16 protein-coding genes are annotated in these 21901 nt (G+C 60.4%); 8 read left to right on the top strand and 8 right to left on the bottom strand.

Features of this window, described 5'->3' with window-relative positions; genetic code table 11:
• Window positions 1–45: 45 nt before the first annotated feature.
• The 7 genes from B5F88_RS06970 to B5F88_RS06940 all read right to left on the bottom strand — a co-directional run bounded on the left by B5F88_RS06970 (window position 46) and on the right by B5F88_RS06940 (window position 9117).
• Window positions 46–1830, bottom strand: coding sequence for an L-fucose isomerase (locus B5F88_RS06970; protein ID WP_087343444.1), 1785 nt, complete (start codon window positions 1828–1830; stop codon window positions 46–48).
• 1 nt (window position 1831) lies between these two features.
• Window positions 1832–3280: a rhamnulokinase family protein gene (locus B5F88_RS06965; protein ID WP_087343441.1), complete on the bottom strand. Its 1449-nt coding sequence runs from the start codon at window positions 3278–3280 to the stop codon at window positions 1832–1834.
• An 18-nt stretch (window positions 3281–3298) separates the two neighbouring features.
• Window positions 3299–3988, bottom strand: coding sequence for a class II aldolase/adducin family protein (locus B5F88_RS06960; protein ID WP_087343496.1), 690 nt, complete (start codon window positions 3986–3988; stop codon window positions 3299–3301).
• Window positions 3989–4017: 29 nt separating this feature from the next.
• Entirely contained in the window at window positions 4018–5478 is a 1461-nt protein-coding gene (locus B5F88_RS06955) for a sulfatase-like hydrolase/transferase (RefSeq protein ID WP_087343438.1), read from the bottom strand.
• Window positions 5479–5586: 108 nt separating this feature from the next.
• Window positions 5587–7134, bottom strand: coding sequence for an ABC transporter substrate-binding protein (locus B5F88_RS06950; RefSeq protein ID WP_242959667.1), 1548 nt, complete (start codon window positions 7132–7134; stop codon window positions 5587–5589).
• Between the two features lie 73 nt (window positions 7135–7207).
• Window positions 7208–8140, bottom strand: coding sequence for a carbohydrate ABC transporter permease (locus tag B5F88_RS06945; protein WP_087343435.1), 933 nt, complete (start codon window positions 8138–8140; stop codon window positions 7208–7210).
• A 23-nt stretch (window positions 8141–8163) separates the two neighbouring features.
• On the bottom strand, window positions 8164–9117 hold the full coding sequence (locus B5F88_RS06940) for an ABC transporter permease subunit (protein ID WP_087343433.1): 954 nt from the start codon (window positions 9115–9117) through the stop codon (window positions 8164–8166).
• Window positions 9118–9345: 228 nt separating this feature from the next.
• On the opposite strand from B5F88_RS06940, the gene B5F88_RS06935 reads away from it, so the two are divergent.
• From B5F88_RS06935 to B5F88_RS06925, 3 genes are all read left to right on the top strand, one after another.
• Window positions 9346–10425: a response regulator gene (locus B5F88_RS06935; RefSeq protein WP_087343432.1), complete on the top strand. Its 1080-nt coding sequence runs from the start codon at window positions 9346–9348 to the stop codon at window positions 10423–10425.
• Window positions 10422–12206, top strand: a complete 1785-nt coding sequence (locus B5F88_RS06930; protein ID WP_087343429.1) for a histidine kinase — start codon at window positions 10422–10424, stop codon at window positions 12204–12206. The genes B5F88_RS06935 and B5F88_RS06930 overlap by 4 nt, the downstream gene beginning before the upstream one ends.
• Window positions 12207–12328: 122 nt before the next feature.
• A complete protein-coding gene (locus tag B5F88_RS06925; protein WP_087343490.1) occupies window positions 12329–13687 on the top strand; it encodes an alpha-L-fucosidase in 1359 nt (452 codons plus the stop codon).
• Window positions 13688–13743: 56 nt separating this feature from the next.
• Here the strand turns inward: B5F88_RS06925 and B5F88_RS06920 are convergent, their stop codons facing one another.
• On the bottom strand, window positions 13744–14874 hold the full coding sequence (locus B5F88_RS06920; protein WP_087343426.1) for an anaerobic sulfatase maturase: 1131 nt from the start codon (window positions 14872–14874) through the stop codon (window positions 13744–13746).
• A gap of 324 nt (window positions 14875–15198) precedes the next feature.
• Between B5F88_RS06920 and B5F88_RS06915 the strand changes: the two genes are divergently transcribed.
• From B5F88_RS06915 to B5F88_RS06895, 5 genes are all read left to right on the top strand, one after another.
• Complete coding sequence (locus tag B5F88_RS06915) at window positions 15199–15807, top strand: recombinase family protein (RefSeq protein ID WP_087343423.1); 609 nt, start codon at window positions 15199–15201, stop codon at window positions 15805–15807.
• Between the two features lie 169 nt (window positions 15808–15976).
• Window positions 15977–16426 carry a carbon storage regulator gene (locus tag B5F88_RS06910; protein WP_087343420.1) on the top strand — a complete coding sequence of 150 codons (450 nt, stop codon included), beginning with the start codon at window positions 15977–15979 and terminating at the stop codon, window positions 16424–16426.
• Between the two features lie 21 nt (window positions 16427–16447).
• Entirely contained in the window at window positions 16448–17599 is a 1152-nt protein-coding gene (locus B5F88_RS06905; RefSeq protein ID WP_087343418.1) for an RNA-guided endonuclease TnpB family protein, read from the top strand.
• A 403-nt stretch (window positions 17600–18002) separates the two neighbouring features.
• The gene (locus B5F88_RS06900) at window positions 18003–19622 is read left to right on the top strand and encodes a flagellin (RefSeq protein WP_087343415.1); all 1620 of its coding nucleotides are present in this window, start codon (window positions 18003–18005) and stop codon (window positions 19620–19622) included.
• Between the two features lie 124 nt (window positions 19623–19746).
• The gene (locus B5F88_RS06895; RefSeq protein ID WP_162612129.1) at window positions 19747–21897 is read left to right on the top strand and encodes a glycosyltransferase; all 2151 of its coding nucleotides are present in this window, start codon (window positions 19747–19749) and stop codon (window positions 21895–21897) included.
• Window positions 21898–21901: the final 4 nt, after the last annotated feature.

The raw sequence follows: 21901 nt of genomic DNA, 5'->3' as shown, positions 1-21901 counted from the left end.
CCTGTTTGCTCAGTTGGGATGGCCGCCCGCCCCCGGCGTTTCCCTTCAGCGGTACAGCGGCCCGTAGTGTTTGCAGGCGGCAAAGTCCGCCCCTTCGGCGTTGCCGGTGCCAAAGGCCGCCCAGGCGTGGGGGCGGTAGATCCGCTCCTCCGGCAGGTTGTGCAGCGCCACGGGGATGCGCAGCATAGAGGCCAGGGTGATCAGGTCCGCGCCCACGTGGCCATACACCGTCACGCCGTGGTTGGCGCCCCAGTTGGCCATCACACTATAAACATCGGCAAAAGGACCCTTGCCGGTAAGACGGGGCACAAACCAAGTCGTAGGCCAGGTGCGGTCGGTGCGCAGGTCGATGGGGGTATGGACCTCGTCGGGCAGGTGGGCGGTCCAGCCCTCGGCCAGCTGCAGCACGGGACCCACGCCCTCCACAATGTTCACCCGCAGCATGGTGACGGGCATCTCGGCGGAGCAGCGGAAGTGGCTGGAGAATCCGCCTCCCCGGAAGTACTCGTAGTTGGCCCGGCACCAGTCGGTGGCCTCCAGGCAGGCGGCCATATCCCGGTCGGTCATCTCCCAGAAGGGCTTCATCACATGCTCGCCCTTGTGGTTGATGGCAGCGCCGGAGCCGTCCAGGGCGGTGGCGCCCGAGTTGATGAGGTGGATGAAGCCGTCCTTCGCCACCCCCTGGGGCCTGTGGCCGGTGACCCGCTCACAGGCGTCGGGGCTCCAGTAGGTGCGCACATCGTGGAAGCAGGGGGCCGTGCCGGAGATCAGGGTGCCCAGCAGCATGGCCACGCCGTTTAAGGTGTCGTTCTCGGTGGCAAAGGGGGTGGGCTGCTTGGGGCCGTTCCAGTCAAAGGTGGAGGCCAGGATGGCTTCGGAGAAATCCGCGTTGGGCAGCCAGTCGGTCCAGTTGCGCTGGCCCTGGAAACCGCCGGCCACGGCGTTTTTGCCCAGGGCCTCCTCATGCCAGCCCATCTCGTCCAGCTTGGGATTGCCGTACAGGATATCCCGCATGATCATGGTCATTTTGGTGACGAACTCCCAGTCCTTGTCGGCGGGGACCACCTTGGACCTGGTGATGACCTGGGGCAGGTTTTTGCCGGCGTTGCAGTCAAAGCCCTCCCTGCAGTTGGCCTTCACCCAGGCCAGGGCCCGGCCGTATTCTTCGTGGTCGTAAATCTCCAGCGTAATGCGGCGGATGATCTCGGTCATATCCACCCACTCCGCCCGGATGCCCAGATACTTCTGGAACAGGGAGGCGTCGCAGTAGCTGCCGGCGATGCCCATGGCCACGCCGCCCAGGTTTACATAAGCCTTGTTCCGCATCCAGCCAACCGCCACCGCGCAGCGGGCAAAGCGCAGGATCTTTTCCGCCACATCGGCGGGCACGCTGGTGTCGGCGGCGTCCTGCACGTCGTGACCATAGATGGAGAAGGCGGGCAGCCCCCGCTGGGCATGGGCGGCCAGCACCGCCGCCAGATACACCGCGCCGGGGCGCTCGGTGCCGTTGAAGCCCCACACCGCCTTGATGGTGCGGGGGTCCATGTCGAAGGTTTCGCTGCCGTAGCACCAGCAGGGGGTCACGGTGAGGGTGGCCACCACATACTCGGTGGTAAACTTGTCGGCGCAGGCGGCCGCCTCGGCCCCGCCGCCGATGGTGGAGTCCGCCAGCACACACTGGACGGGGGTGCCGTCGGGATAGCGCAGATGCGCCTCGATCAGGGCCTTGGCGTTTTTCGCCATGGCCATAGTCTGTTCTTCCAGACTCTCCCGCACGCCGCCCCAGCGGCCGTCGATGGTGGGGCGAATACCGATTTTCGGATAGAGCATGTTAAATTCCTCCCTTTGTTGCGGATTGGTTCAAAATGGCCTGATAACGGTGGAATGCGTCGGCCCAAAGGGCCGTATCCTCCGGTTCGTACCGCCCCACCGGCTGGGTGCGGGCGATGAGGGCCCGGCCCTCCTCCAGGTCCGCCAGCTCCCCCAGCGCCACCAGCTGGATGAGCACATTGCCCAGGGCGGTGGCCTCCACCGGCCCGGCCAGCACCGGCAGGCCGATGCAGCCCGCCGTCATCCGGCACAGCAGCTTGGCCTGGGCGCCGCCGCCCATGATGTGCAGGGCGGTAAAGGACTGCCCGGTGGCGCGGCTCAGCTGAGTCAGCGCAAAGCGGTATTTCAATGCAAGGCTTTCATAGATGCAGCGGGTCACCTGGCCCACGGTTTCAGGCACCGGCTGGCCGGTGCGGCGGCAGAAGTCCCGCACCCGGCCGGGTATATCGCCGGGCGGGGTGAATTCCGGGGCGTCCGGGTCGATGAAGCTCTGCAGGGGCGGGGCCTCCAGCGCCAGCTGCTCCAACTGGGAGAAGGAGTAGTCCTTGCCCTCCCGCTGCCACTGGCGGCGGCTTTCCTGCACCAGCCACAGGCCGATGATGTTTTTCAGGTAGTTGACCCTGCCGTTGGCCCCCCGTTCGTTGGAGAGGGCCAGGGCCCGGCTCTCCTCGGTGAGCACCGGCTGGTCCAGCTCGCAGCCCAGCAGGCTCCAGGTACCGCAGGACAAAAAGGCCGCGCCCGGCTTGGGGGCGGGCATGGCCGCCACTGCGCACTGGGTATCGTGGCCGGCCACCGCGATCACCCTGGCGCCCTGATAAGTGCCCACCACGCTGCCGCTGTCCACCCGGGGGGCCAGCAGGCGGGCGGGGATGCCGAAGGCGTCCAGCACCGGCTGGCTCCACCCGCCGGTCCGCACGTCCAGCATCTGGCTGGTGGAGGCGATGGTGGTTTCGCAGACCTCCGCGCCGCACAGGGCGTAGGCAAACAGGTCCGGCATGAAGAGCAGCCGCCTGGCCCGCTCCAGCAGCTCCGGCTGGCTCTGCTTCAGCGCCAGCAGCTGGAACAGGGTGTTGATGGGCATGATCTGGTTGCCGGTGGCGGCGTACAGCTGTTCTTCCGGCAAAATTCCCCGGGCCAGCTCCACCATGCCCTCGGTGCGGCTGTCCCGGTAGTGGACCGGGTCGCCCAGCAGATGGCCCCCCTCGTCCAGCAGGCCGAAGTCCACCCCCCAGGTATCAAAGCCGACGCTCTCAAAAGGCCCCGCCTTTTCCATGCCCAGGTACACATTGGCCATCAGCTCGGCGAAATTCCAGCGGAAGTGGCCCTCCGACTGGCGGGGCTGGTTGTCAAAGCGGTGTACCTCCTGACAGCGCAGGTCGCCGTCCCGGTACTCCGCCAGGATCGCCCGGCCGCTGGACGCGCCGAAGTCAAAGGCCAGAACTCGTTTCATAGGCCCTTCCTTTCCCGGTCAGCGCAGGCCGTTGTCGAATTTCTTGTAGCCGGGGTGGCGGCCGGTCACCTGGTAGAAGCCCCGCAGGTCGATCAGCTTCTGGATGTTTTCCCGGCTGATGTCCACGCTGCCCCCCAAAATCACCGCGTTGATGGTGATTTTCGCCCACAGCTCCAGACTCTCCATGCGGTAGAAGGCGGTGATGACGTCGCTGCCCACGGCCAGGGCGCCGTGGTTTTCCAGCAGCATCACGTCGTGCTCCTCCAAATAGGGCTCGATGGCGTCGGGCACCTCGGAGGTGCTGGGGGTGCCGTAGGGGGTCAGGGGCACGCTGCCGATCACCGCCACGTCCTCAATCATGTTGTACATATCCATCGCCTTGTGGGCCACGGCAAAGCCGGTGGCGCCGGGGGGATGGGCATGGAGCACGCTCCCCACGTCGGGGCGCTTTTCGTAGCAGCGAAGATGCATCTTGATCTCGCTGGAGGGGCGCAGTCCCTGGGCGCCCTCCAGCACCCCGCCCTTGCCGTCGATGCGGATGAGCTTTTCCGGGGTGATAAAGCTTTTGCTCATGCCGGTGGGGGTACACAGGAAGGTGCCGTCCTCCAGGCGGGCGGACACGTTGCCGTCGTTGGCCGCCACCCAGCCCAGCTGCCACATCTTGTGGCAGACGTCGCAGATCTGTTCCTTGATAGCCTGCAATTGCATGGTGTTTGCCTCGTTTCTCATAAATTGTATTATGCCTTCTGGTATTTGGGGCTGGTGGCATAGACCGGTTTCCCCTCGGAGTGGATGCCGGGGCGGCGCATCTGGCCGAAACCGGTCACCCCTTCCCGGGTGCCGTCCACCGCCGGGTCGGCGTAGGTGTAGTACCAGTTTTGCAGCTCATCCAGCAGCTGGGCCTGGATCTGGGCGTACTCCGGCCGGTACACCAGGTTTTCCTTCTCCCCCGGGTCCTGGGTCAGGTGGTACAGCTCGTGGGGGCCGTAGGGGTAGCGGTGGATGTACTTCCACTCCTGGCTGCGGATCATCCGGCTGTTGCCGTATTCGTCCAGGATCACCACATGGTTGTCGGTGTCCTCGCCCCGCTCCAGCACGTTGGCAAAGCTGTGGCCCGGCAGGTCCTCCGGCAGCTGGGCGCCCAGGTCCATCAGCTCGTTCAGGGTCTGGATGATGTCGTAATGGCTGCACATGCTGGGGGTCACCCGGCCGGGCAGGATGTGGCCGGGCCAGCGGGCGATGAAGGGGACCTTGACCGCGGTGTCAAACAGGTTGAAGGGGAAGGTGCCGTTGCCCTTGCCCCAGATGCCGTGGTGGCCCATGTTCATGCCATTGTCGGAGGTGAAGATCACCAGGGTGTCCTCCGCCACGCCCAGCTCCTCCAGCCGGTCCAGCAGGCGGCCCACGCCGGCGTCCATGGCGGTAACCGCCGCGTAGTAGCCCCGCAGCAGCCGCTTGCGCTCCTCTCCGGTGCCGCCGGGGGCGGTGGGCAGCCGGTCGGGATGCAGGGGCTCGTCCGGCGTGGCGGTGAAGGCGCAGTCCCGGTACAGGTCGATGTACTTGGCCGGGTGCTGGTCCTCGTCCCAGGGGTCGTGGGGGGCGGTGTAGTGGACGCTCACATAAAAGGGGTTGTCCTGCCTGGCGAAGGCGTCCAGATAATCCAGGGCGTGCTCGGTGATGAGGTCGGTGATATAGCGGCTTTCAAAGTGCAGTTCACCGTTTTCCACCACATCCGCCTGGTTGTACAGGCATCCGCCCCGGCCGATGGTGTACCAGTGAGAAAAGCCGTGCTGGGGGTGCATGCTGTCGCCCAGGTGCCATTTGCCCGCCAGCGCACAGGTATAGCCGTTCTGCACCAGCAGGTCGGGGTAGGTGATCAGCCCCTGCAGGTACTGGATGGGCACCCCCTCGCTGGCGAAATAGGGGTGGTCGGCGTGCTCGCCCAGCGCCTGCTTGTCCAGGCTGCCGCTGCGGATCCAGTCGTGGACCCCGTGCTGGGAGGGGATCCGCCCGGTGAGGATGGACGCCCGGGCCGGGCTGCACACCGGCGAGGCGCAGAAGAAGTTGTCGAACCGGGTGCCCTGGGCGGCCAGCCGGTCCAGATTGGGGGTCTGGATGTCCGTATTGCCGGCGCAGCGCAGGGCCCAGGCGCCCTGGTCGTCGGTGAGGATAAACAAAAGGTTGGGTCGCTTTTTCATGATAGTCCCTCATTTCAAAAAGAGGCCGGCAGCCCCGAAGCAGGAGCTGCCGGCCTGTTGTCTGTGGGTGATGGATCAGCTGCGGCTCGCCGGCGTATTGTGTCAGACTTACTTTGCGGCGTTGAAGCTGGTCAGCTGGGCGTCAACCTCCTGCAGCAGGGTATCCACGCCGTTGGCATTCAGCGCGTCAAGGAATTTGGGGATGTACTCGGCGGGGTCCACCGAACCGGTCTCCAGGGAGGGGGCGTACTCGGCGATAACGTTGGTCAGGGCCGCCACCTGGGTCTCCACGGGGATCATGTCAAAGGTGAAGCCGTTGTTGGGGGAGATGACCGCCGAGTCGTTGTAGTCCTGGAACAGCTGCTCGATGTTGTCGGGGTAGCTGATGTCCCACTTCTGGTTGAAGGGGGTGCCGAACTGCCAGCCGTAGGTGTAGTCGTAGCCGTTGTCGGTCAGGGTGCCGCCCATGGTCTTGTCCACCTGGTTGTCGCCCACCGCGGTGTAGTGCTCGCCCTCGATGCCGTGACGGATCAGAGTGCCCACGTATTCGTCGGTGTTCAGCAGGTTGATGAACTCCAGGGCCTTGTCGGGATGCTCGCTGGCGTAAGAGATGGCCAGCAGGCCGCCCATGGCGCTGCGGGTTTCAAACAGGGGCTCCATCAGGGGCACAAAGCCCACGCCGTGGCCGCTGGAGGCGCTCATGGATTCAGAGGTGCCGGGGGCATACTGGATGAAGTAGGAGAACAGGGCGCCGTTGTTGAAGTCGTTGTCCCGGTTGGCGATGTCGCTGTCGTAATTCACGGGGTCGCCGCCCAGATAGCCGGCCTGGTTCCAGCCCCGGACGATCTGGCAGTAGTTCATGTACTCCTCGCTGGCGTACTGGTTGAATACGGCCTGCCCGGACACGTCCTGGAAGTTGTTAAACTCAGGCACGGCGGCCGCGGCGGGCAGCTTGGGGTTGCCGGTGAGGGACTCATAGGGGGCGGCCATGGGCCAGGCGTTGGTCAGACCGGAAACGCCCACCACGTTTTTGCCCTCGGCCTTGGATTTCTCGGCCACCACTTCCAGAACCTTGGTGTAGTCCTCCAGGGTCTTGACGGCGCTCATATCAATGCCGTAGGCCTCGGCCATATCGCTGTTGTAGACGATGCCGCCCTGCCAGCCCATCTCCTTGTAGGAGGGCACGCCGTAGATGGAGCCGTTCACCTTTACCGCGTCCCAGACCGCCTCAGGGATAAAGTCATAGGTCTCCTTGGCGTACTGGGGCAGCAGCTCGGTGATGTCCAGGAAGGCCTCCTTGCTGGTGAACTGCAGGTAGTCGGTGGTCCAGTTGGAGGTAAAGCAGATGTCGTAGTATTCGCCCGCGTTGATCAGGTTGGGCATCTTCTCCTTGTAGTCCGGGTTGGCGATCACCTTGTAGTCGATCTCCACGCCGATCTTTTCCCGGGTGTACTCGTTCAGCTTGGCGATGACCTTGTCGGTGTCGGCGGCCACCGGGTTGATGGACATGTACCAGATCAGGGTGGTGATCTCGTCGTCACCAGAGCCCGTGCTGCCGGAAGGGGCGTCGGAGCTGCCGCAGCCGGCCAGCAGGCCCACGCTCATGGCCGCGGTCATAGCCAATGCCGCGACGCGCTTGGAAAGGTGCTTTTTCATTACAATTCCTCCTCACAATTTGATCCTTTTATCACGCGCTTCCGCAAGAAAGAAACGCGTTTGATCCAGTTGCTCAGCCCTTTACGCCGCCCACGGTCAGACCCTTGATGAAGTATTTCTGGAAGAAGGGATAGGCCAGCAGGATGGGCAGCACCACCAGAACGGTGAGGGCCATACGGCCGCTGTCGGTGGGGGCGTTGGCGGCCATCTCGGCGTACTCCAGGGCGTTGGCCGAGGACTGCTTCATGAATTCCAGGCTGTTCTGCATGCTCCACAGCAGAGTCTGCACCGGGTACTTCTTCTGATCTACGATGTACAGCATGCCGAGGAACCAGTCGTTCCAGTAGGCGATGGTGGTAAACAGGCCGATGGTGGCCAGGCCGGGCTTGGACAGGGGCAGCACAATGCGGAAGAAGGTTTTGAACTCCCCCGCGCCGTCAATGCGGGCGGCCTCAATGATCTCAATGGGAATGCTCTTGTAGAAGGTGCGCAGCACAATTACGTAGAAGGCGTTCAGCGACATGGGCAGAATCAGCGACCAGATGCTGTTGCCCAGGCCCAGCAGCTGGGTGTTTACCATGTACGTGGCCACGATGCCGCCGTTGAACAGCATGGTAAAGAGCATCAGCAGCGTGAAGAGCCGGTTGTAGGCATAGTCCTTGCGGCTGAGCACATAGGCGAACATGGAGGTGATGGTCAGGCTGAACAGGGTGCCCACCACGGTCACAAAGATGGTGATGCCGTAGGAGCGGATGAGCTGGTCGCCCAGCTTGAAGAAGAATTCGTAGGCGTCCAGGCTCCACTCGCTGGGGAAGAAGCTGTAGCCGTTTTCAAAGATGCTCTGCTCGCTGCTGAAGGATACGATGACCACCAGGATCAGGGGCAGCACGCAGGCCAGGGCCCACAGGAGGAACACGGTGTTCAAAACGGCGTTTGCCTTTTTGGAGATGCGGTTGATAGCCAGGCCGTCCTGGGACCCATCCGCCTTTTTCTGAAAGAGTTTCATCGGTGATTTCCCCTCCCGTTGACTTAGAACAGGGCGCTGTCCGGTTCGATGCGGCGCACCACCAGATTGGCGCCCACCACCAGCAGAAAGCCCACCACGGATTGGTACAGGCTGGCCGCGGCGGCCATGCCCACGTTGCCGGTTTCCTTCAGCGCGCGGTACACATAGGTGTCAATGACCTGGGTTGCCGGATACAGGGGGCCGGAGTTGCGGGGCAGCTGGAAGAACAGGCCGAAGTCGGTGTAGAAAATGCGGCCGATGGCCAGGATGGTAAGTACGATCATCATGGGCTTCAGGCAGGGCAGGGTGATCCACTTGATCTGCTGCCACTTGGTCGCGCCGTCCAGCACGGCCGCCTCATAGTAGTCGTTGGAGATGCCGGTCAGACTGCTGATGTACATAACCGTGGAGTAGCCCACAGTTTTCCAGAGCTGGAAGAAGGTGAGGATGAAGGGCCACTTTCCCGGCTCGGAGTACCAGTCAACCCCCTTGAACCCGAAGTAGGCCAGCAGGTGATTGAACAGGCCGTCGTCCACGCTGAAGAGGGAAAAGGCCATAAAGGAGACAACCACCCAGGACAGGAAATAGGGCGCCATGAAGATGGTCTGATAGGCCTTTGCCCGCCGTTTGTTCAGCAGCTCGTTGAGGCCGATGGCCATGGCCACCGCCAGGATGAGATCGATTGCGATGAACAGGACGTTGTAGCAGATGGTGTTTCGGGTGATGACCCAGGCGTCGGTGGTTTCAAACAAAAACTTGAAGTTGTCCAGCCACACCCAGTCGCTCCCGAAAATGCCCTTGCGCACGCTGAACCGCTTGAAGGCCAGCAGCAGGCCCGACATGGGCAGGTACCGGAACAGGAACATGACGATGAGCGCGGGCAGCGCCATCAGGGTAAGCGGAAGATTCTTTTTGAATGTCTTGAAAAATCCGGCTTTGCCCCGCGCTCCGCCAGCGTGCCTTGCCAGTCGTTTCATTGCCTCTCCTCCTTACGGCTTTGTATTCATTATAAACGCCCCCTCCGGCGCCAACAATGAGACTAATTTTAAGTGGGGTGCACTTTTTTTAGACGGGGCCGCCGCAGCGGCGGGCCGGGGTTTGGAAAATCTTTTTGTAAAATTTGCAGCCGCAGCGTCAAAAGGTGTGATATACTGGGGGCGGTTTTTGGTAATTGTTGTCTTGTACCGAAAGGAGCCCCCTGTTTTATGAAGATCATTCTTGTGGATGACGACCGCATGGCGCTGGACGGAATTTCCCGCATGCTCCACTGGGAGCAGTTCAACGGGCAACTGGTGGGCTGCGCCACCAACGGGGAGGAGGCGGTGGCCCTGCTGGAGGCCCATCACCCGGATGTAGTCATCTCCGATATCCGCATGCCCGGCATGGACGGCCTGGAGCTGGCCCGCTACTTATACGAGCACTGTCCCAACACCCGCATGATCCTCATCAGCGGCCACGGTGAGTTTGAATACGCCCAGCGGGCTCTGCAGTATCAGGTGACCGACTATATCCTGAAGCCCATCACCCGGGCCAAGCTGAACAGCCTGGAGGAGCGGCTGGCAGCCATCAGCGCCGAGCTCTCGGCGGACGTGCCCCCCTGGTATGCCTGCGACGAGGCCCTGCGCACCCAGGTCAGCCAGGCCCTGCGCAAGGGGGACATGGCCGCCATGGGAGAGCTGCTCATCAGCCAGGACGTGTTCCGCTCCCTGGCGGACCGGCGGGATGTGCTGGGTATCCAGCTGCTCAACTACCTGTTTTTGTATCAGGAGGAGCTGGGCAAGGACCGGGACAGCCTGGACGCCATGCGCCAGAAGGCCATGGTGGAATACTGGAAGCTTACCACCCAGCAGGAGCGGCTGGCCTATCTGGCCACCCAGTACTACGATCTGATGGAATACGCCCAGAGCTGCAAGGGCGAATACGCAAACCCCATTGTGTCCTACTGCCTGCAGGCCATCCAGGAGAACTACACCGACTCCAACTTCAACATCTCCAACCTGGCGGACACCCTGAACCTCTCCCTCTCCTATCTGAGCACCGTGTTTAAAAACGCCACCAACCAGAACATCAGCAGCTATCTCTCCGCCAAGCGGCTGGAGCGGGCCCGGGAGCTTTTGCGGGATCCCTCCATATCCATCAAGGATGTGTGCGCCTCCTCCGGCTACGACCATCCCCGCTACTTTGCCAAGTTCTTTAAAAAGCACACCGGCATGACCCCCAGCGAATACCGCAACCTCTATGCCGGCCAGCCCTGTGCCGCGCCCGGCGGGGAGGAGGCTCCATGAGCATTACCAAACGCACCTTTCTCATCATCTGCTGCATCATCTCCGCCATTCTGCTCACCCTCAACGGCGCCACCTATCTGCTCTTCCGGGCCTCCATCACCCAGCAGCTCATTACCTCTCAGGAGGCCATTATTGAGGCCAATGTGCGCCTGAGCGGCATTTTTACCCAGACGGTGGACCAGCTGGTGTATCGCTATACCAGCGACCAGCAGCTGGGCGAGCTGCTGGGGCGGGACATCGGCCAGGACGAGCTGCGGGATCTGAATACCAAGTTTGCCCTGAATAACCGGCTGATCTACCAGCAGAACGCGGAGCCCCTGCTGCTGAACAACGGCTTCCGGGCGGAGCTGTATGTCAATCCGGCGCTGGAGGTGAGCCAGCTGTTTCTGCCCTCCAGCACCATTCCGGAGGTGAGCCGGGTATACAGCGGCGCGATGGTGGAACAGGAGGACTGGTATCAGGCCGCCCTGCAGCGGCGCAGCGGACAGCACATCTTTCTCAATGAGGATCAGACCCGGCTGTGCTTCGCCCGCCGGCTGCAAAGCAGCACCTTTACCGGCGCCTATCAGAAGGACGGCATGGGCGTGCTGCTGGGCAGCCTTCCGGTGAACCAGATATCCCGCCTGCTCTCCCTGGTGCCGGTAACCAGGCACAGCGGGTTTCTCCTGCTCAACGACCAGGGCGACCAGATCTACCGCAGCGCCAATCTGTCGGAGCTGTCCATTGCCGACGCCCTGCTCATCCCCAATTCGGTCAGCTCCGAGCTAAATATCGGCGGACAGGAATACCTGTGTACCTCCCAAAAACTGGAGTGGGGGATCCAGCTGGTGTTTTTGACCCCGTATCGGGACATTACCAGCCAGGTGTGGAGCATGATGTTCCCCTATCTGCTGTGCTCGGTGATCTTTATGCTGGTGGGGATCCTGTTTTCCCTGATGCTTTCCGCCGGCATTTCCCGGCCGGTGGTGCAGTTTACCAAAAAGCTGGAGACCATCCGTGATACCCGGGGGGTGGAATGGAACCCCGCCGATATCAGGGGGCCGCGGGAGATCCAGCAGCTCAGCAGCAGCTTCGGCAGTCTGATTGACCGCATCAACACCCTCATTCAGGAGCTCACCGCCAAGGAGAAGCTGCGGCGGGAGAGCGAACTGAAGGCCCTGCAGGCCCAGATTAACCCCCACTTCATGCTCAACGCCATGAACGCGGTGAACTATATGGCCCTGGCGCGGGAGGAGGACGACATCGCGGCCACCGTGGACTCCATTGCCAGCCTCATGCGCTACAGCATTACCGAGCCGGACCGCATGGTGACCATGAGCACCGAGCTGGAGAACATCCGGGAATACATTTCGGTGTATGTGCTCCGGTTCCAGCAGGACATCCGGCTGGAGATCCTGCCCGGACTGCACCCCGCTCAGGTGGTCATTCCCAAATTCACCCTCCAGCCGCTGGTGGAAAACTCCATCCGTCACGGCATTACACGACAGGATCCGGGCATCACCATCCGCATCCGCGCCCGGGAGGAAAACGGGCTGCTCATCGTGGAGGTGACCGATACCGGCCGGGGCGGGGACGCGGCGCTGCTGAACGCCTATCTGGACTATCAGGATGTACAGCTGCAGGTCACCCACGGCTTTGGCATCCGCAACGTGAACGAGCGGCTGATGCTGCGGTTCGGCCAGCGGGGCGGGCTGCGCTATTTCAACTACGACGGCCGGCAGCTGCTGGCCCGGCTTACCCTGCCCAGCGAGTGCGACGCTGCCTCCGATACCTGGCCATAAGAGGGGCAGCCAAAAAAAGTACACCTCAAAAAAAGAATTCACCCTTTCCCATTCCCCGCATTTCTTTTATAGTGAAAAAAAGCCCCGGCATGGCCGGGTTTGTGGGAAAGGAACCGTACATCATGAAAAAAGAAATTGTTGCAGCCGGTATTCATAACTATACCCCGCCGGAGGAGTACGTCCCGCCCAAATCCCCCCAGGTGCAACAGCATCTGGAGTGGTTTATGGGCCTGAAGCTGGGCTTTATGATGCACTGGGCTCCTGGCTGCCAGCTGGGCACCTACGAGAGCTGGCCCCTCAGCGACGGCGACGCCGACTGGAGCCAGGAGGACTTTACCTGGGCGCCCGCCGAGGTATGCAAGCAGCAGTACTGGGACGCCAACAAGACCTTCAATCCGGTGAAGTTCCGGCCGGACGCCTGGGCCCAGCTGGCCAGCGAGTGCGGCTTTAAATATCTGTTGTTCACCACCAAGCACCATGACGGCTTCTGCATGTACGACACCAAGACCACCGACTACAAGATCACCGGTCCGGACTGCCCCTTCCATACCCATCCGGACGCGGATGTGGTGGGGGCGCTTTACCGGGAGTTCAGGCGCAGGGGACTGGCCATCTCCACCTATTTCTCCAAACCGGACTGGCACAGCCCTTACTACTGGGCGCCCCAGTTCGGCAGCGCCCCCACCCGCAACGTAAACTATGATGTGGCGGAGCACCCCGAGCTGTGGGAGCAATATGTGCGCTTCACCCATGAACAAATCCGGGAGCTGTGTACCAACTACGGGACAATCGACGTGCTGTGGCTGGATGGCGGCTGGGTGCGGCCGGACAATATGGGGCAGGATATCCGCCTGGGCCAGATCGTGGAGGAGCTCCGGGCCACTACCCAGCCCCAGATGATCGTGTGCGAGCGCACCTGCGGCGGGGAATACGAGAACTTCATCACCCCGGAAAAAACCGTGCCGGATACCGCCCTCACCGTGCCCTGGGAAACCTGCACCACAGTGGGGCAGAAATTCTCCTTCCACTACACCGACACCTTCAAGAGCGGCCGCCAGCTGGTGCACCTGCTGCTGGACGTGGTGAGCAAGGGCGGCAACCTGGCCCTGAACATCGCGCCCCAGCCCGACGGAATGCTCCCCGCGCCCGCCGAGCGCTCCCTGCGGGAGATGGGCGCCTGGCTCAAGCTGTTCGGACAGGGAATTTACAACACCCGCATCTGCCCGCCCTATTTTGCGCCCCGCCTGTTCTACACCCGCACCGACGGGTGCGCCTATGCCTTCTATGCCTATGACGAGGTGCCCGCGCTGCCGGACAAGCTGACCCTCCGCCTGTCCCAGCCGGTGGCGTCCGCCCGCTGTATGCGCACCGGCCAGACCCTGCGGTTCCGCCAGGGCGACGGCGAGGTAACCCTTGACCTGGAGTGTCTGCCCATGGGAGGCGCCTTCTATGCGGAAGGCTTTGAGCTGACCTTTGCCTGAATCAAACCGGTGTTTTGCAAAAGCCCCGTTCAGCTTTGTGCTGAACGGGGCTTGGTCTATCTGCCCCGGCGGGCCAGCAGCTCCGCCCGGGCAATCTCCTCCAGCCGGGGCGCGGCATAGGAGAAAAAGCGCTGAAAGGATGTGCAATAGTAATGTTCCGTTTGCCCTCCATGCTGCTGCCAGTCCCGCTTGCACCCGCCCCGGCAGATGGGATACCAGCGGCAGGCCAGGCAAGTTTGCGGACGGCGGCGGCCCTCCGCCAGAAAGTCCTGGGCCAGCCCGGAGGCGGCGGCCTCCTCCAGGGTGCAGGTGCGGATATCCCCCAGACGCCAGCGGTCAAGCACGTAAAAGTCGCAGGGGTAGAGGCTGCCGTCGCTCTCCACCACCAGATAGCTGCCGCATTGCCCCGAGGTGGCGCAGGTTCCCGGCGGCAGGCCCATCAGCAGCTGGATGTAGTCGTCAAACAGCCGCACGCTGGTGTAGCGTCCCCCTTTCCAGTCCAGATACCAGGCGTCGAACAGGGTACACAAAAAGCTGCCGTAGGCCTCTGGCGTAAGGGAGTAGGACGCGCTGCCCCGCTGCTCCTCCAGCGCGTCCAGGCAGGGAATGAACTGGATGTATCCGCTCCCCAGCTTCTGAAGGGCGTGATATACCTTTTGCGCCCGGCGGGCGCACTGCTTTGTCACCACGCACAGCAGATTGAAGGAAACGTCATACTGCTTGAGCAGCGCGGCGGCGGCGGCCACCGTCTGCCATGTGCCGTTTCCCTCCGGATCCACCCGGCAGGCGTCGTGGACTTCCCTGGTTCCGTCGGCGGACAGACCCACCAAAAAGTTGTGGTCCCGGAAGAAAGCGGCCCATGTGTCGTCCAGAACCATCCCGTTGGTCTGAATGGACCAGTGGATCTCCACCCCCGGCCGGCTGTGGGCCTGCGTCAGCTCCACAAACCGCTGGAAAAAGGGCAGCCCGGCCAGGGTGGGCTCCCCGCCCTGAAAGGTAAACTGGATCTGTCCGCTGTTTCCTACCGCCTGGAAGGCGGAAGCGATCAGCCGCTCCGCGGTGTCCATGGTCATAATTCCATAGCTGGGAACGGTACGCTGGCCGGCGATATCGGCGTAAAAGCAATAGCGGCATCGCAGGTTGCACAGGCTGGACGCCGGCTTGATCAGCAGGGTGATGGATTTCATGGTCCACGCTCCTCCCAAGATGATTCCCCGCAACATATCCACGGGTTATCCCAATTACGTTTATCCTATCCCAATTACGGACAAATGTCCAGCCGGACACTGGAGAAAGCGTATCTGACTTTTGTGTTTTCTCGTGTGTCCCGGATTTCCCCACAGATTGAAAGCGCTGCAGCGTTTTGTGCTGCAGCGCTCTTTTTTTCTGTATACGGGAAACGCCCGTTTTCTCCCGTCCATCTGAAGGTGGCGGGTGGGAACGGGAGCTTACTTTATTGTAAACTGAAAGGTTAGGAGATTTGCCTATGACATTGTAAAGGAGGAGCTGTTTTGACAACATACGGGTACATACGGGTGAGCAGCAAAGACCAGAATGAGGACCGGCAGCGCATTGCGCTGCGGGAAGCCGGGGTAGCGGAAAAGCACCTCTATCTGGACAAGCAATCGGGCAAAGACTTTGAACGGCCCCAGTACAAGAACCTGATTCACAGGCTGAAAAAAGACGATCTGCTCTACATCAAAAGCATTGACCGCCTGGGCAGGAACTATGAGGAGATTTTGGAGCAGTGGCGGCTGATCACCAAGGAGAAGGGGGCGGACATCGCGGTATTGGATATGCCGGTGCTGGACACCCGGCGGGGAAAGGACCTGATGGGGACCTTCCTCTCCGATATCGTTCTGCAGATTTTGAGTTTCGTGGCGGAAAGCGAGCGGGACAACATCCGCCAGCGGCAGGCCGAGGGCATTGCGGCGGCAAAAGCAAGGGGGGTCCGCTTCGGCCGTCCGCCCCTCCCTCTGCCGGATAATTTTCAGCAGGTATACCGGGCCTGGCGGAGCAAGGAGCTGACGCTCCGACAGGCGGCGCAGCTGTGCGAGATGCCGAAGGACACATTTTACGCAAAAGCGGTCAGATTTGAAAAGCAGGAAGCAATACAATAGGCAGTTTGAAAAAGTGTAGGTTTGCAAAACCACTTTTTCAAACTGCCTTCACTATTTCTTTCGGCTGGTTTTGAAAAAAATTAAGGGCTCTGACCTGATTTTTTTGCTTGCCGACTCAGTTTGCAAACCTACACAAACACAAATTCGCACGGCGCAGGGATGCGCCTGGATGGAGAAGGAGGCTTTCGTGCTCTCACTGAGACTAAAATCCGGAGAATACCTCACCATTGGCGAAAACATCATCCTGCAGATATTCAAACAGCCTGGCTCAGCAGTTTGCGTGGAGATCCAGGCCCCCAGAGAGATCCCCATACTCCGGGGCGAAGTCCACGAACGCTCAGGCGAGCGTCCGGACGGCCTGTTGGCGGAGCGTCCAAAAAGCCTGGCCAGGCGCAGATACGACACGAAGCGCCAGGAGATGTGGCTGGAACAAAAGGCCCGGCGTGAGGCGCGGTATCAGCGGGCGGAGGAAGAGAGAAGAGATACGCTGCGAGAGCTGACGGAGGTTGCGGACAGGCTGGATGAGCTGATGACGGCGTATGGAAGCACAGGGGTGCGGGAGAGGCTGAAGGCTCTGTGCGGCAGATTTGCCGCCGTGGAGTCCACAGCCCGGGGGTAAAGGAAAGGAGCGCGGACGGCAATGTCAACGGAAACCAGGAAAAGCCGGTATACCGTTCTCAAGGTTCCCGCTTACCCCACGCCTGAGCAGGCCCAGCTGATGGAAAAGACCTTCGGCTGCTGCCGCTACCTCTGGAATCAGATGCTCTCCGACGTCCAGGAGTTTTACGCCGCCACGGACATCCACTACATCCCCACGCCGGCCCGATACAAAAAGCAGGCCCCTTTTCTCAAGGAAGTGGACAGTCAGGCCCTCTGCGCCGTACACCAGAGCCTGCGCAAGGCATATCTGGATTTTTTCCGGAACCCCAAGGTCTTTCAATATCCCAAGCCCAAGACCAAGAAGGCACGGAAGGATTCCTTTACCGTGTATTGCCGCCCCTATCACACGGGGCCATCCCTGCGCCTCACCGACGCCGGGCTGCAGATGCCCAAGCTGGGGCTGCTCCAGGTCAGACTGTACAGAAAACCCCTGCACTGGTGGTCGCTGCGGTCCGTGACCATGACCAAGACAAAAACAGGAAAATATTTCTGCTCCATAACCTTCGGGTATGAAGCTGAGCTGCCGGAGCCGGTGATCCCAACCCCGGCCCGGACGGTGGGCCTCAATTACTCCATGTCCCGCTTCTATGTGGACAGCAACGGCCACAGCCCGGAGCTCCCGCCCCAGATGGCGGCCGCCAGGGAAAAGCTGGCCCGGATGCAGCGCAAGCTCTCCCGGATGCAGCAAGGTTCCAAAAATTACGAGGCACAGCTTCATAAAATCCGGCTCCAATATGAGCGCATCGCAAACCAGCGCCGGGACTTCGCACACCAGCAGAGCAGGCGGATAGCCAACGCCTGGGACGCTGTGTGTGTGCGGGGCGACGACCTGAATGTGATGGCCCAACGCCTGAAGGGCGGCAATGTGCCGGACTCCGGTTTTGGTATGTTCCGGGCGTTTCTGCGCTATAAGCTGGAGGCCCAGGGCAAGGCGTACATCGACGTGGATCCTTACGCGCCGGCCGCCAAGACCTGTCACGCCTGCGGCCATGTGAATGAGAACCTGCCGGCGCGGGCCAGGAGCTGGGTGTGCCCCCTCTGTGGGGAAGAACTGCTCCGTGAGGAAAATACCGCCCAAAATATCCGGGATTTCGGCCTTATGGCCGTTACACGGCAGCCGGGCGTCGCCTGAGCCTGCCGGAGCCACCCCGCTATGCCGGTCGGGACGCCGGTGAATGCCCATGGGTGCGGCGGGGAGTGCCGACCTGACCGGCAAAAGAGTTTGCCGGTTCGGTCGGAACTTCCCACAGAGCCGTCAGGTGGGAACAAGAGAGGGCAACTCTCCCGCCCCAAAGCGGGAGACGCGTCCGAAGCCCGCATTGCCGGGCGGTCCACTCAGCATAATATTATTTTTTGTTTGGTTTCACCCGGCCTCGCGAGCCGGTTGGAATAGAAGATCCGTGCGGAGAAGGCCGGATGACAAAGGCCACGGCATCCGGCCCCAGACGCACCAGGCCAAATGCGTGGAGATAAGGACATCGAAACGCGACGCAGCATTACCCCAAAATCATTTCTAATGAAAGGAAGCAAGCGAAATGAGGATCCAGCATAACATTATGGCGATGAACGCCTACCGCAACTACAACAACAATACCTCCGCCCTGTCCAAGAACCTGGAGAAGCTGTCCTCCGGCTACAAGATCAACCGCGCCGGCGACGACGCCGCCGGTCTGGCCATTTCCGAGAAGATGCGGGCCCAGATCACCGGCCTGAGCAAGGCCCAGGACAACGCCAAGGACGGTATCTCCCTGGTGCAGACCGCTGAGGGCGCTCTGACCGAGGTCCATGACATGCTCAACCGTATGTACTCCCTGGCTGAGCAGTCCGCCAACGGCACCTACGAGAACGAGACCGACCGCGCCCAGCTGCAGAAGGAAGTTGTGCAGCTGAAGACCGAAATCGACCGCATTGCCGACTCCTCCAACTTCAACGGCATCAACCTGCTGGACGGCTCCCTGTCCAGCGCCGCTACCGGACTGACCGACGTCAATGTAACCAGCACTGCAACCTATCAGGCTGGTACTGAGGCTGTGAAGGGTAAGTTTGAGGTGGACCTGTCCGAGCTGACGGTCACCAACAGCAGTAACGCCGCTCAGACGGTTACCATCGCCATCGGCACCGCCAACATTACTGTCTCAGTGGCTGCAAACACCACCATGAATGGTACGGAAATCGCTGCGGCTGCCAGCTTTACCAATGCTACGCTGGTTGCCAGTGGCACTACCTACAAACTGCTTTCCCAAGAAGGCGGCAAGCTGGTCTTTGAGATGACCGCCGCGCCCACCGCCAGCGCCGCTGCTTCGATTCAGACCGGTTTTGAGGTCGACATAACCAATGCAGCCAATATGACCAACAACGGCAAGTTCAACACCGGTTCTCAGACCATTACCACCGCCCAGGCGGCCACCGCCACCAGAATGGCGCAGGCTACCTTTGAGTTGGAGAATATTGCAGACGGTACGGCCATTAAGATTGGCGATACCACCTATACCTTTGCCGTGGGCAAGAACAGCAAATTTACCGGTGCGGAAAATGTGGTGGATCTGACCGCGTACGAGGTGGGTACTGCGGACCTTGATGCGCGTGCCGCCGAGGCCCTGAGCAAGGCCGCTGCCAGCAATTCCCAGGTAAGCGTGGGTTTCAACAATACAGAAATTACCCTGACTGAGCGGGAAGGCGCCATCGACCACAGCAAGTTTGACCTGACTCAGGACACCGGCTGGGCCGGATTCGTTCAGATGGGTGCTGCCGGCAGCGGTTCCCTGACCCTGCAGATTGGCGACACCAGCGATAGCTTCAATCAGCTGACCGTGTCCATCAAGGACTGCCACACTGCTGCTCTGGGTATTGCTGACCTGGATATCGGCAGCCAGACTGGCGCTGCCGATGCCCTGAACATCATCAAGGACGCCATCAACTACGTCTCTGATGTCCGCGGTACCCTGGGCGCCACTCAGAACCGTCTGGACCACACCATCAACAACCTGAGCGTCATGACCGAGAACATCCAGGATGCCGAGTCTACCATCCGTGACACCGACATCGCTGAGGAAATGATGTCCTACACCAAGAACAACATCCTCATCCAGTCCGCTCAGGCCATGCTGGCTCAGGCCAATCAGGTGCCTCAGGGCGTGCTGCAGCTGCTGCAGTAAGCCAAGGGAACCTGGCTCACAGCACAAAGATCAGACAAAGGGGGCTGGCCTTATACGGCCAGCCCCCTTTTCTATCACACACCGGCCAACCAAACGGGGAATGGGAAAAGAAAGGAACTTTCATATGGCAAAACCGCTTTTGACAATAGGCTTGATCGTAAAGGACGAGATCCGCTGTATTGAGCGCTGCCTCAAAGCGCTGCAGCCGCTGAGGGAGGCTGTTCCCTGTGAGGTGATCGTGGCCGACACCGGCTCAACGGATGGAACCCGCAAGGTGGCAGAGCAATATGCCGACCTGGTGTTTGATTTTCCATGGATCAATGACTTTGCAGCGGCCAGAAACGCGGTCATGGACCGCAGCTCGGGCAGCTGGTATCTGTCGCTGGATGCCGATGAAACCCTTGACCCGGATATTGCGGAAATAAAAGCGTTTTTAAATGATCCCAGAACAAAAGCGTATACCAGTGCATATCTGCTTATTAACAACTATGTGGACCCAAATGATGACGGCCAGTATACAGCTTTTGAGGCCAACCGCCTGCTAAACATGTCTACCGGACTGCGTTTTGAAGGAAAGATACATGAGATTTGGCCCAACGCCGCATTGCGAAATTATATTTATCTGAGAAAAACTGTTCTCTGGCACGACGGATATATTCATAACGGTGTGTTAACGGCCTCTGAAAAAGGAAAACGCAACATGGCGCTTATTGAGCAGCAGCTTGCGGAAGACCCCGATAATCTTCTGTATTTAATGCAGGCGGTAGAATCCTCATATACGGCAGAGCAATCGATCCGGTATGTGAGGCGGATGGTGAAACAGCTAAAAAAAGCCAGGGAGGAAAATAGCGTTCTGGCGGCTGCCGCTTATCGGGACGCCTTGCGTATTGGCGGGGAAATGGGTATGCCTGAATATCAGGATTGGCTGGAAGAAGCGCTGGCAGCTTATCCACAATCTCCTTATATTCAGGTTGACGCTAATTATATGGCTGTCATGACGGCCCAAAAGGCCCGCGGGTATGACAAGGTTCTGACACATGGACAGAGCTATTTGGAGGGAATAGAGCGGCTTGAACGAGGTGATTTTGGACCGGATGGCTTGCGCTGCGGGACCATTGCGGCTGGAAGTAACAGCAGTCGTGAGAGCGTTATACTGGCTATGGCTATGGCCCACGCCAAACGGCGGGAGTGGGAGGAGTGCCTGCGCCTGATGGAGGAGCATCCCGTGGAGACGATGTCCGCCGGGAATGTGGGGAAATGGCTGAATGTGGCGTATTTTTCCTGGGAGTATATTGACCTGACCGCTCTGTTTGAACGGGCCGGGAAAGCCTTCTTCGGAGCGGAGCCTGAGGAAGAGGACAAGAAATGGAAGCTGTGCCGGGACGCGTTTATTGCGCGCTCCAATGAAATGTTTTTTTATGTTCCCCCCACCGACCTGGAGCCTGATGAGTTTTATCCGGAAAAGCCGGCATACCCGCTCCTGGTAGCTTTGGGAGACTGTGACCTGGCCTATGCGGCCCAGGTTATGCTAGCGGAGGAAGGGGAAGAGGCATATGCAGCGGCGGAACATATTAAAAACTGGGGAAATATACCTTTTTTGGTCCCTTTGAAATTATTGATTTTTTACTTCCCTATGCCGGAACCATTTTTTGAGGCATCCTCAGAAAAACTCACGGAATACGCAGAAAATCTGGCCAGAAAGCTGGGAAGCCAAATCATTGATCTGCTGCCAAGCCAGGAGCCCCGTTCTCCTATGGAGCGTCTCTGGGACTATGATTTGTACATCGGGGCAATCAAATTTGCGGATTGGGAACAAGATGAGCCGGAGAAGCTGATGAAGCTGCACCGTGGGTTCCTGCGGCAGTCGGAACAGTTCCTGTCCTGGTACTATCACCCGGATATTCTGAGTCAGGATACGCTCTGTGTGCTGCCAGGTATGCACCGTTTTGCCTGGTATTGCTGTCAGGCCGAGCGGTCTTTGGCGCAAGGGGACGAGCTGGCCTATGTGCGCAATCTGCGGGCCAGTCTGAAAAACGCCCCCGGTATGAAGCGAATGGTAGAGTATCTGCTGGAGCAACTGGAACAATGGCAGAAGAAGCAGAAGACCGAGCCGCCCGAGCTGCTGGAGTTGGCAAATAAGGTGTGGGAAATTTTGGCCCGGTACGACCCCAATGACCCGGCGGTAACCGCGCTGAAGGCCAGCCCCGCCTATCAGAAGGTAGCCCACCTGATCGAGCGGAGAGGGCAGTTGATATCGACCAATATTTTACAGTGAGGAG

This window comes from Flavonifractor sp. An306, from assembly GCF_002159455.1.
Classification (GTDB): domain Bacteria; phylum Bacillota; class Clostridia; order Oscillospirales; family Oscillospiraceae; genus Flavonifractor.
The sequence above is the reverse complement of the archived record's forward strand: the minus strand, read 5'-3'. Positions and strand labels throughout refer to the sequence as shown.

Excerpts from the sequence above, each read along its gene's own strand:
- B5F88_RS06950 (WP_242959667.1), bottom strand. The coding sequence starts at position 7,134 with ATGAAAAAGCACCTTTCCAAGCGCGTCGCGGCATTGGCTATGACCGCG.
- B5F88_RS06910 (WP_087343420.1), top strand. The coding sequence starts at position 15,977 with ATGGAGAAGGAGGCTTTCGTGCTCTCACTGAGACTAAAATCCGGAGAA.
- B5F88_RS06955 (WP_087343438.1), bottom strand. The coding sequence starts at position 5,478 with ATGAAAAAGCGACCCAACCTTTTGTTTATCCTCACCGACGACCAGGGC.
- B5F88_RS06895 (WP_162612129.1), top strand. The coding sequence starts at position 19,747 with ATGGCAAAACCGCTTTTGACAATAGGCTTGATCGTAAAGGACGAGATC.
- B5F88_RS06970 (WP_087343444.1), bottom strand. The coding sequence starts at position 1,830 with ATGCTCTATCCGAAAATCGGTATTCGCCCCACCATCGACGGCCGCTGG.
- B5F88_RS06900 (WP_087343415.1), top strand. The coding sequence starts at position 18,003 with ATGAGGATCCAGCATAACATTATGGCGATGAACGCCTACCGCAACTAC.
- B5F88_RS06930 (WP_087343429.1), top strand. The coding sequence starts at position 10,422 with ATGAGCATTACCAAACGCACCTTTCTCATCATCTGCTGCATCATCTCC.
- B5F88_RS06965 (WP_087343441.1), bottom strand. The coding sequence starts at position 3,280 with ATGAAACGAGTTCTGGCCTTTGACTTCGGCGCGTCCAGCGGCCGGGCG.
- B5F88_RS06905 (WP_087343418.1), top strand. The coding sequence starts at position 16,448 with ATGTCAACGGAAACCAGGAAAAGCCGGTATACCGTTCTCAAGGTTCCC.
- B5F88_RS06945 (WP_087343435.1), bottom strand. The coding sequence starts at position 8,140 with ATGAAACTCTTTCAGAAAAAGGCGGATGGGTCCCAGGACGGCCTGGCT.
- B5F88_RS06940 (WP_087343433.1), bottom strand. The coding sequence starts at position 9,117 with ATGAAACGACTGGCAAGGCACGCTGGCGGAGCGCGGGGCAAAGCCGGA.
- B5F88_RS06920 (WP_087343426.1), bottom strand. The coding sequence starts at position 14,874 with ATGAAATCCATCACCCTGCTGATCAAGCCGGCGTCCAGCCTGTGCAAC.
- B5F88_RS06960 (WP_087343496.1), bottom strand. The coding sequence starts at position 3,988 with ATGCAATTGCAGGCTATCAAGGAACAGATCTGCGACGTCTGCCACAAG.
- B5F88_RS06925 (WP_087343490.1), top strand. The coding sequence starts at position 12,329 with ATGAAAAAAGAAATTGTTGCAGCCGGTATTCATAACTATACCCCGCCG.
- B5F88_RS06935 (WP_087343432.1), top strand. The coding sequence starts at position 9,346 with ATGAAGATCATTCTTGTGGATGACGACCGCATGGCGCTGGACGGAATT.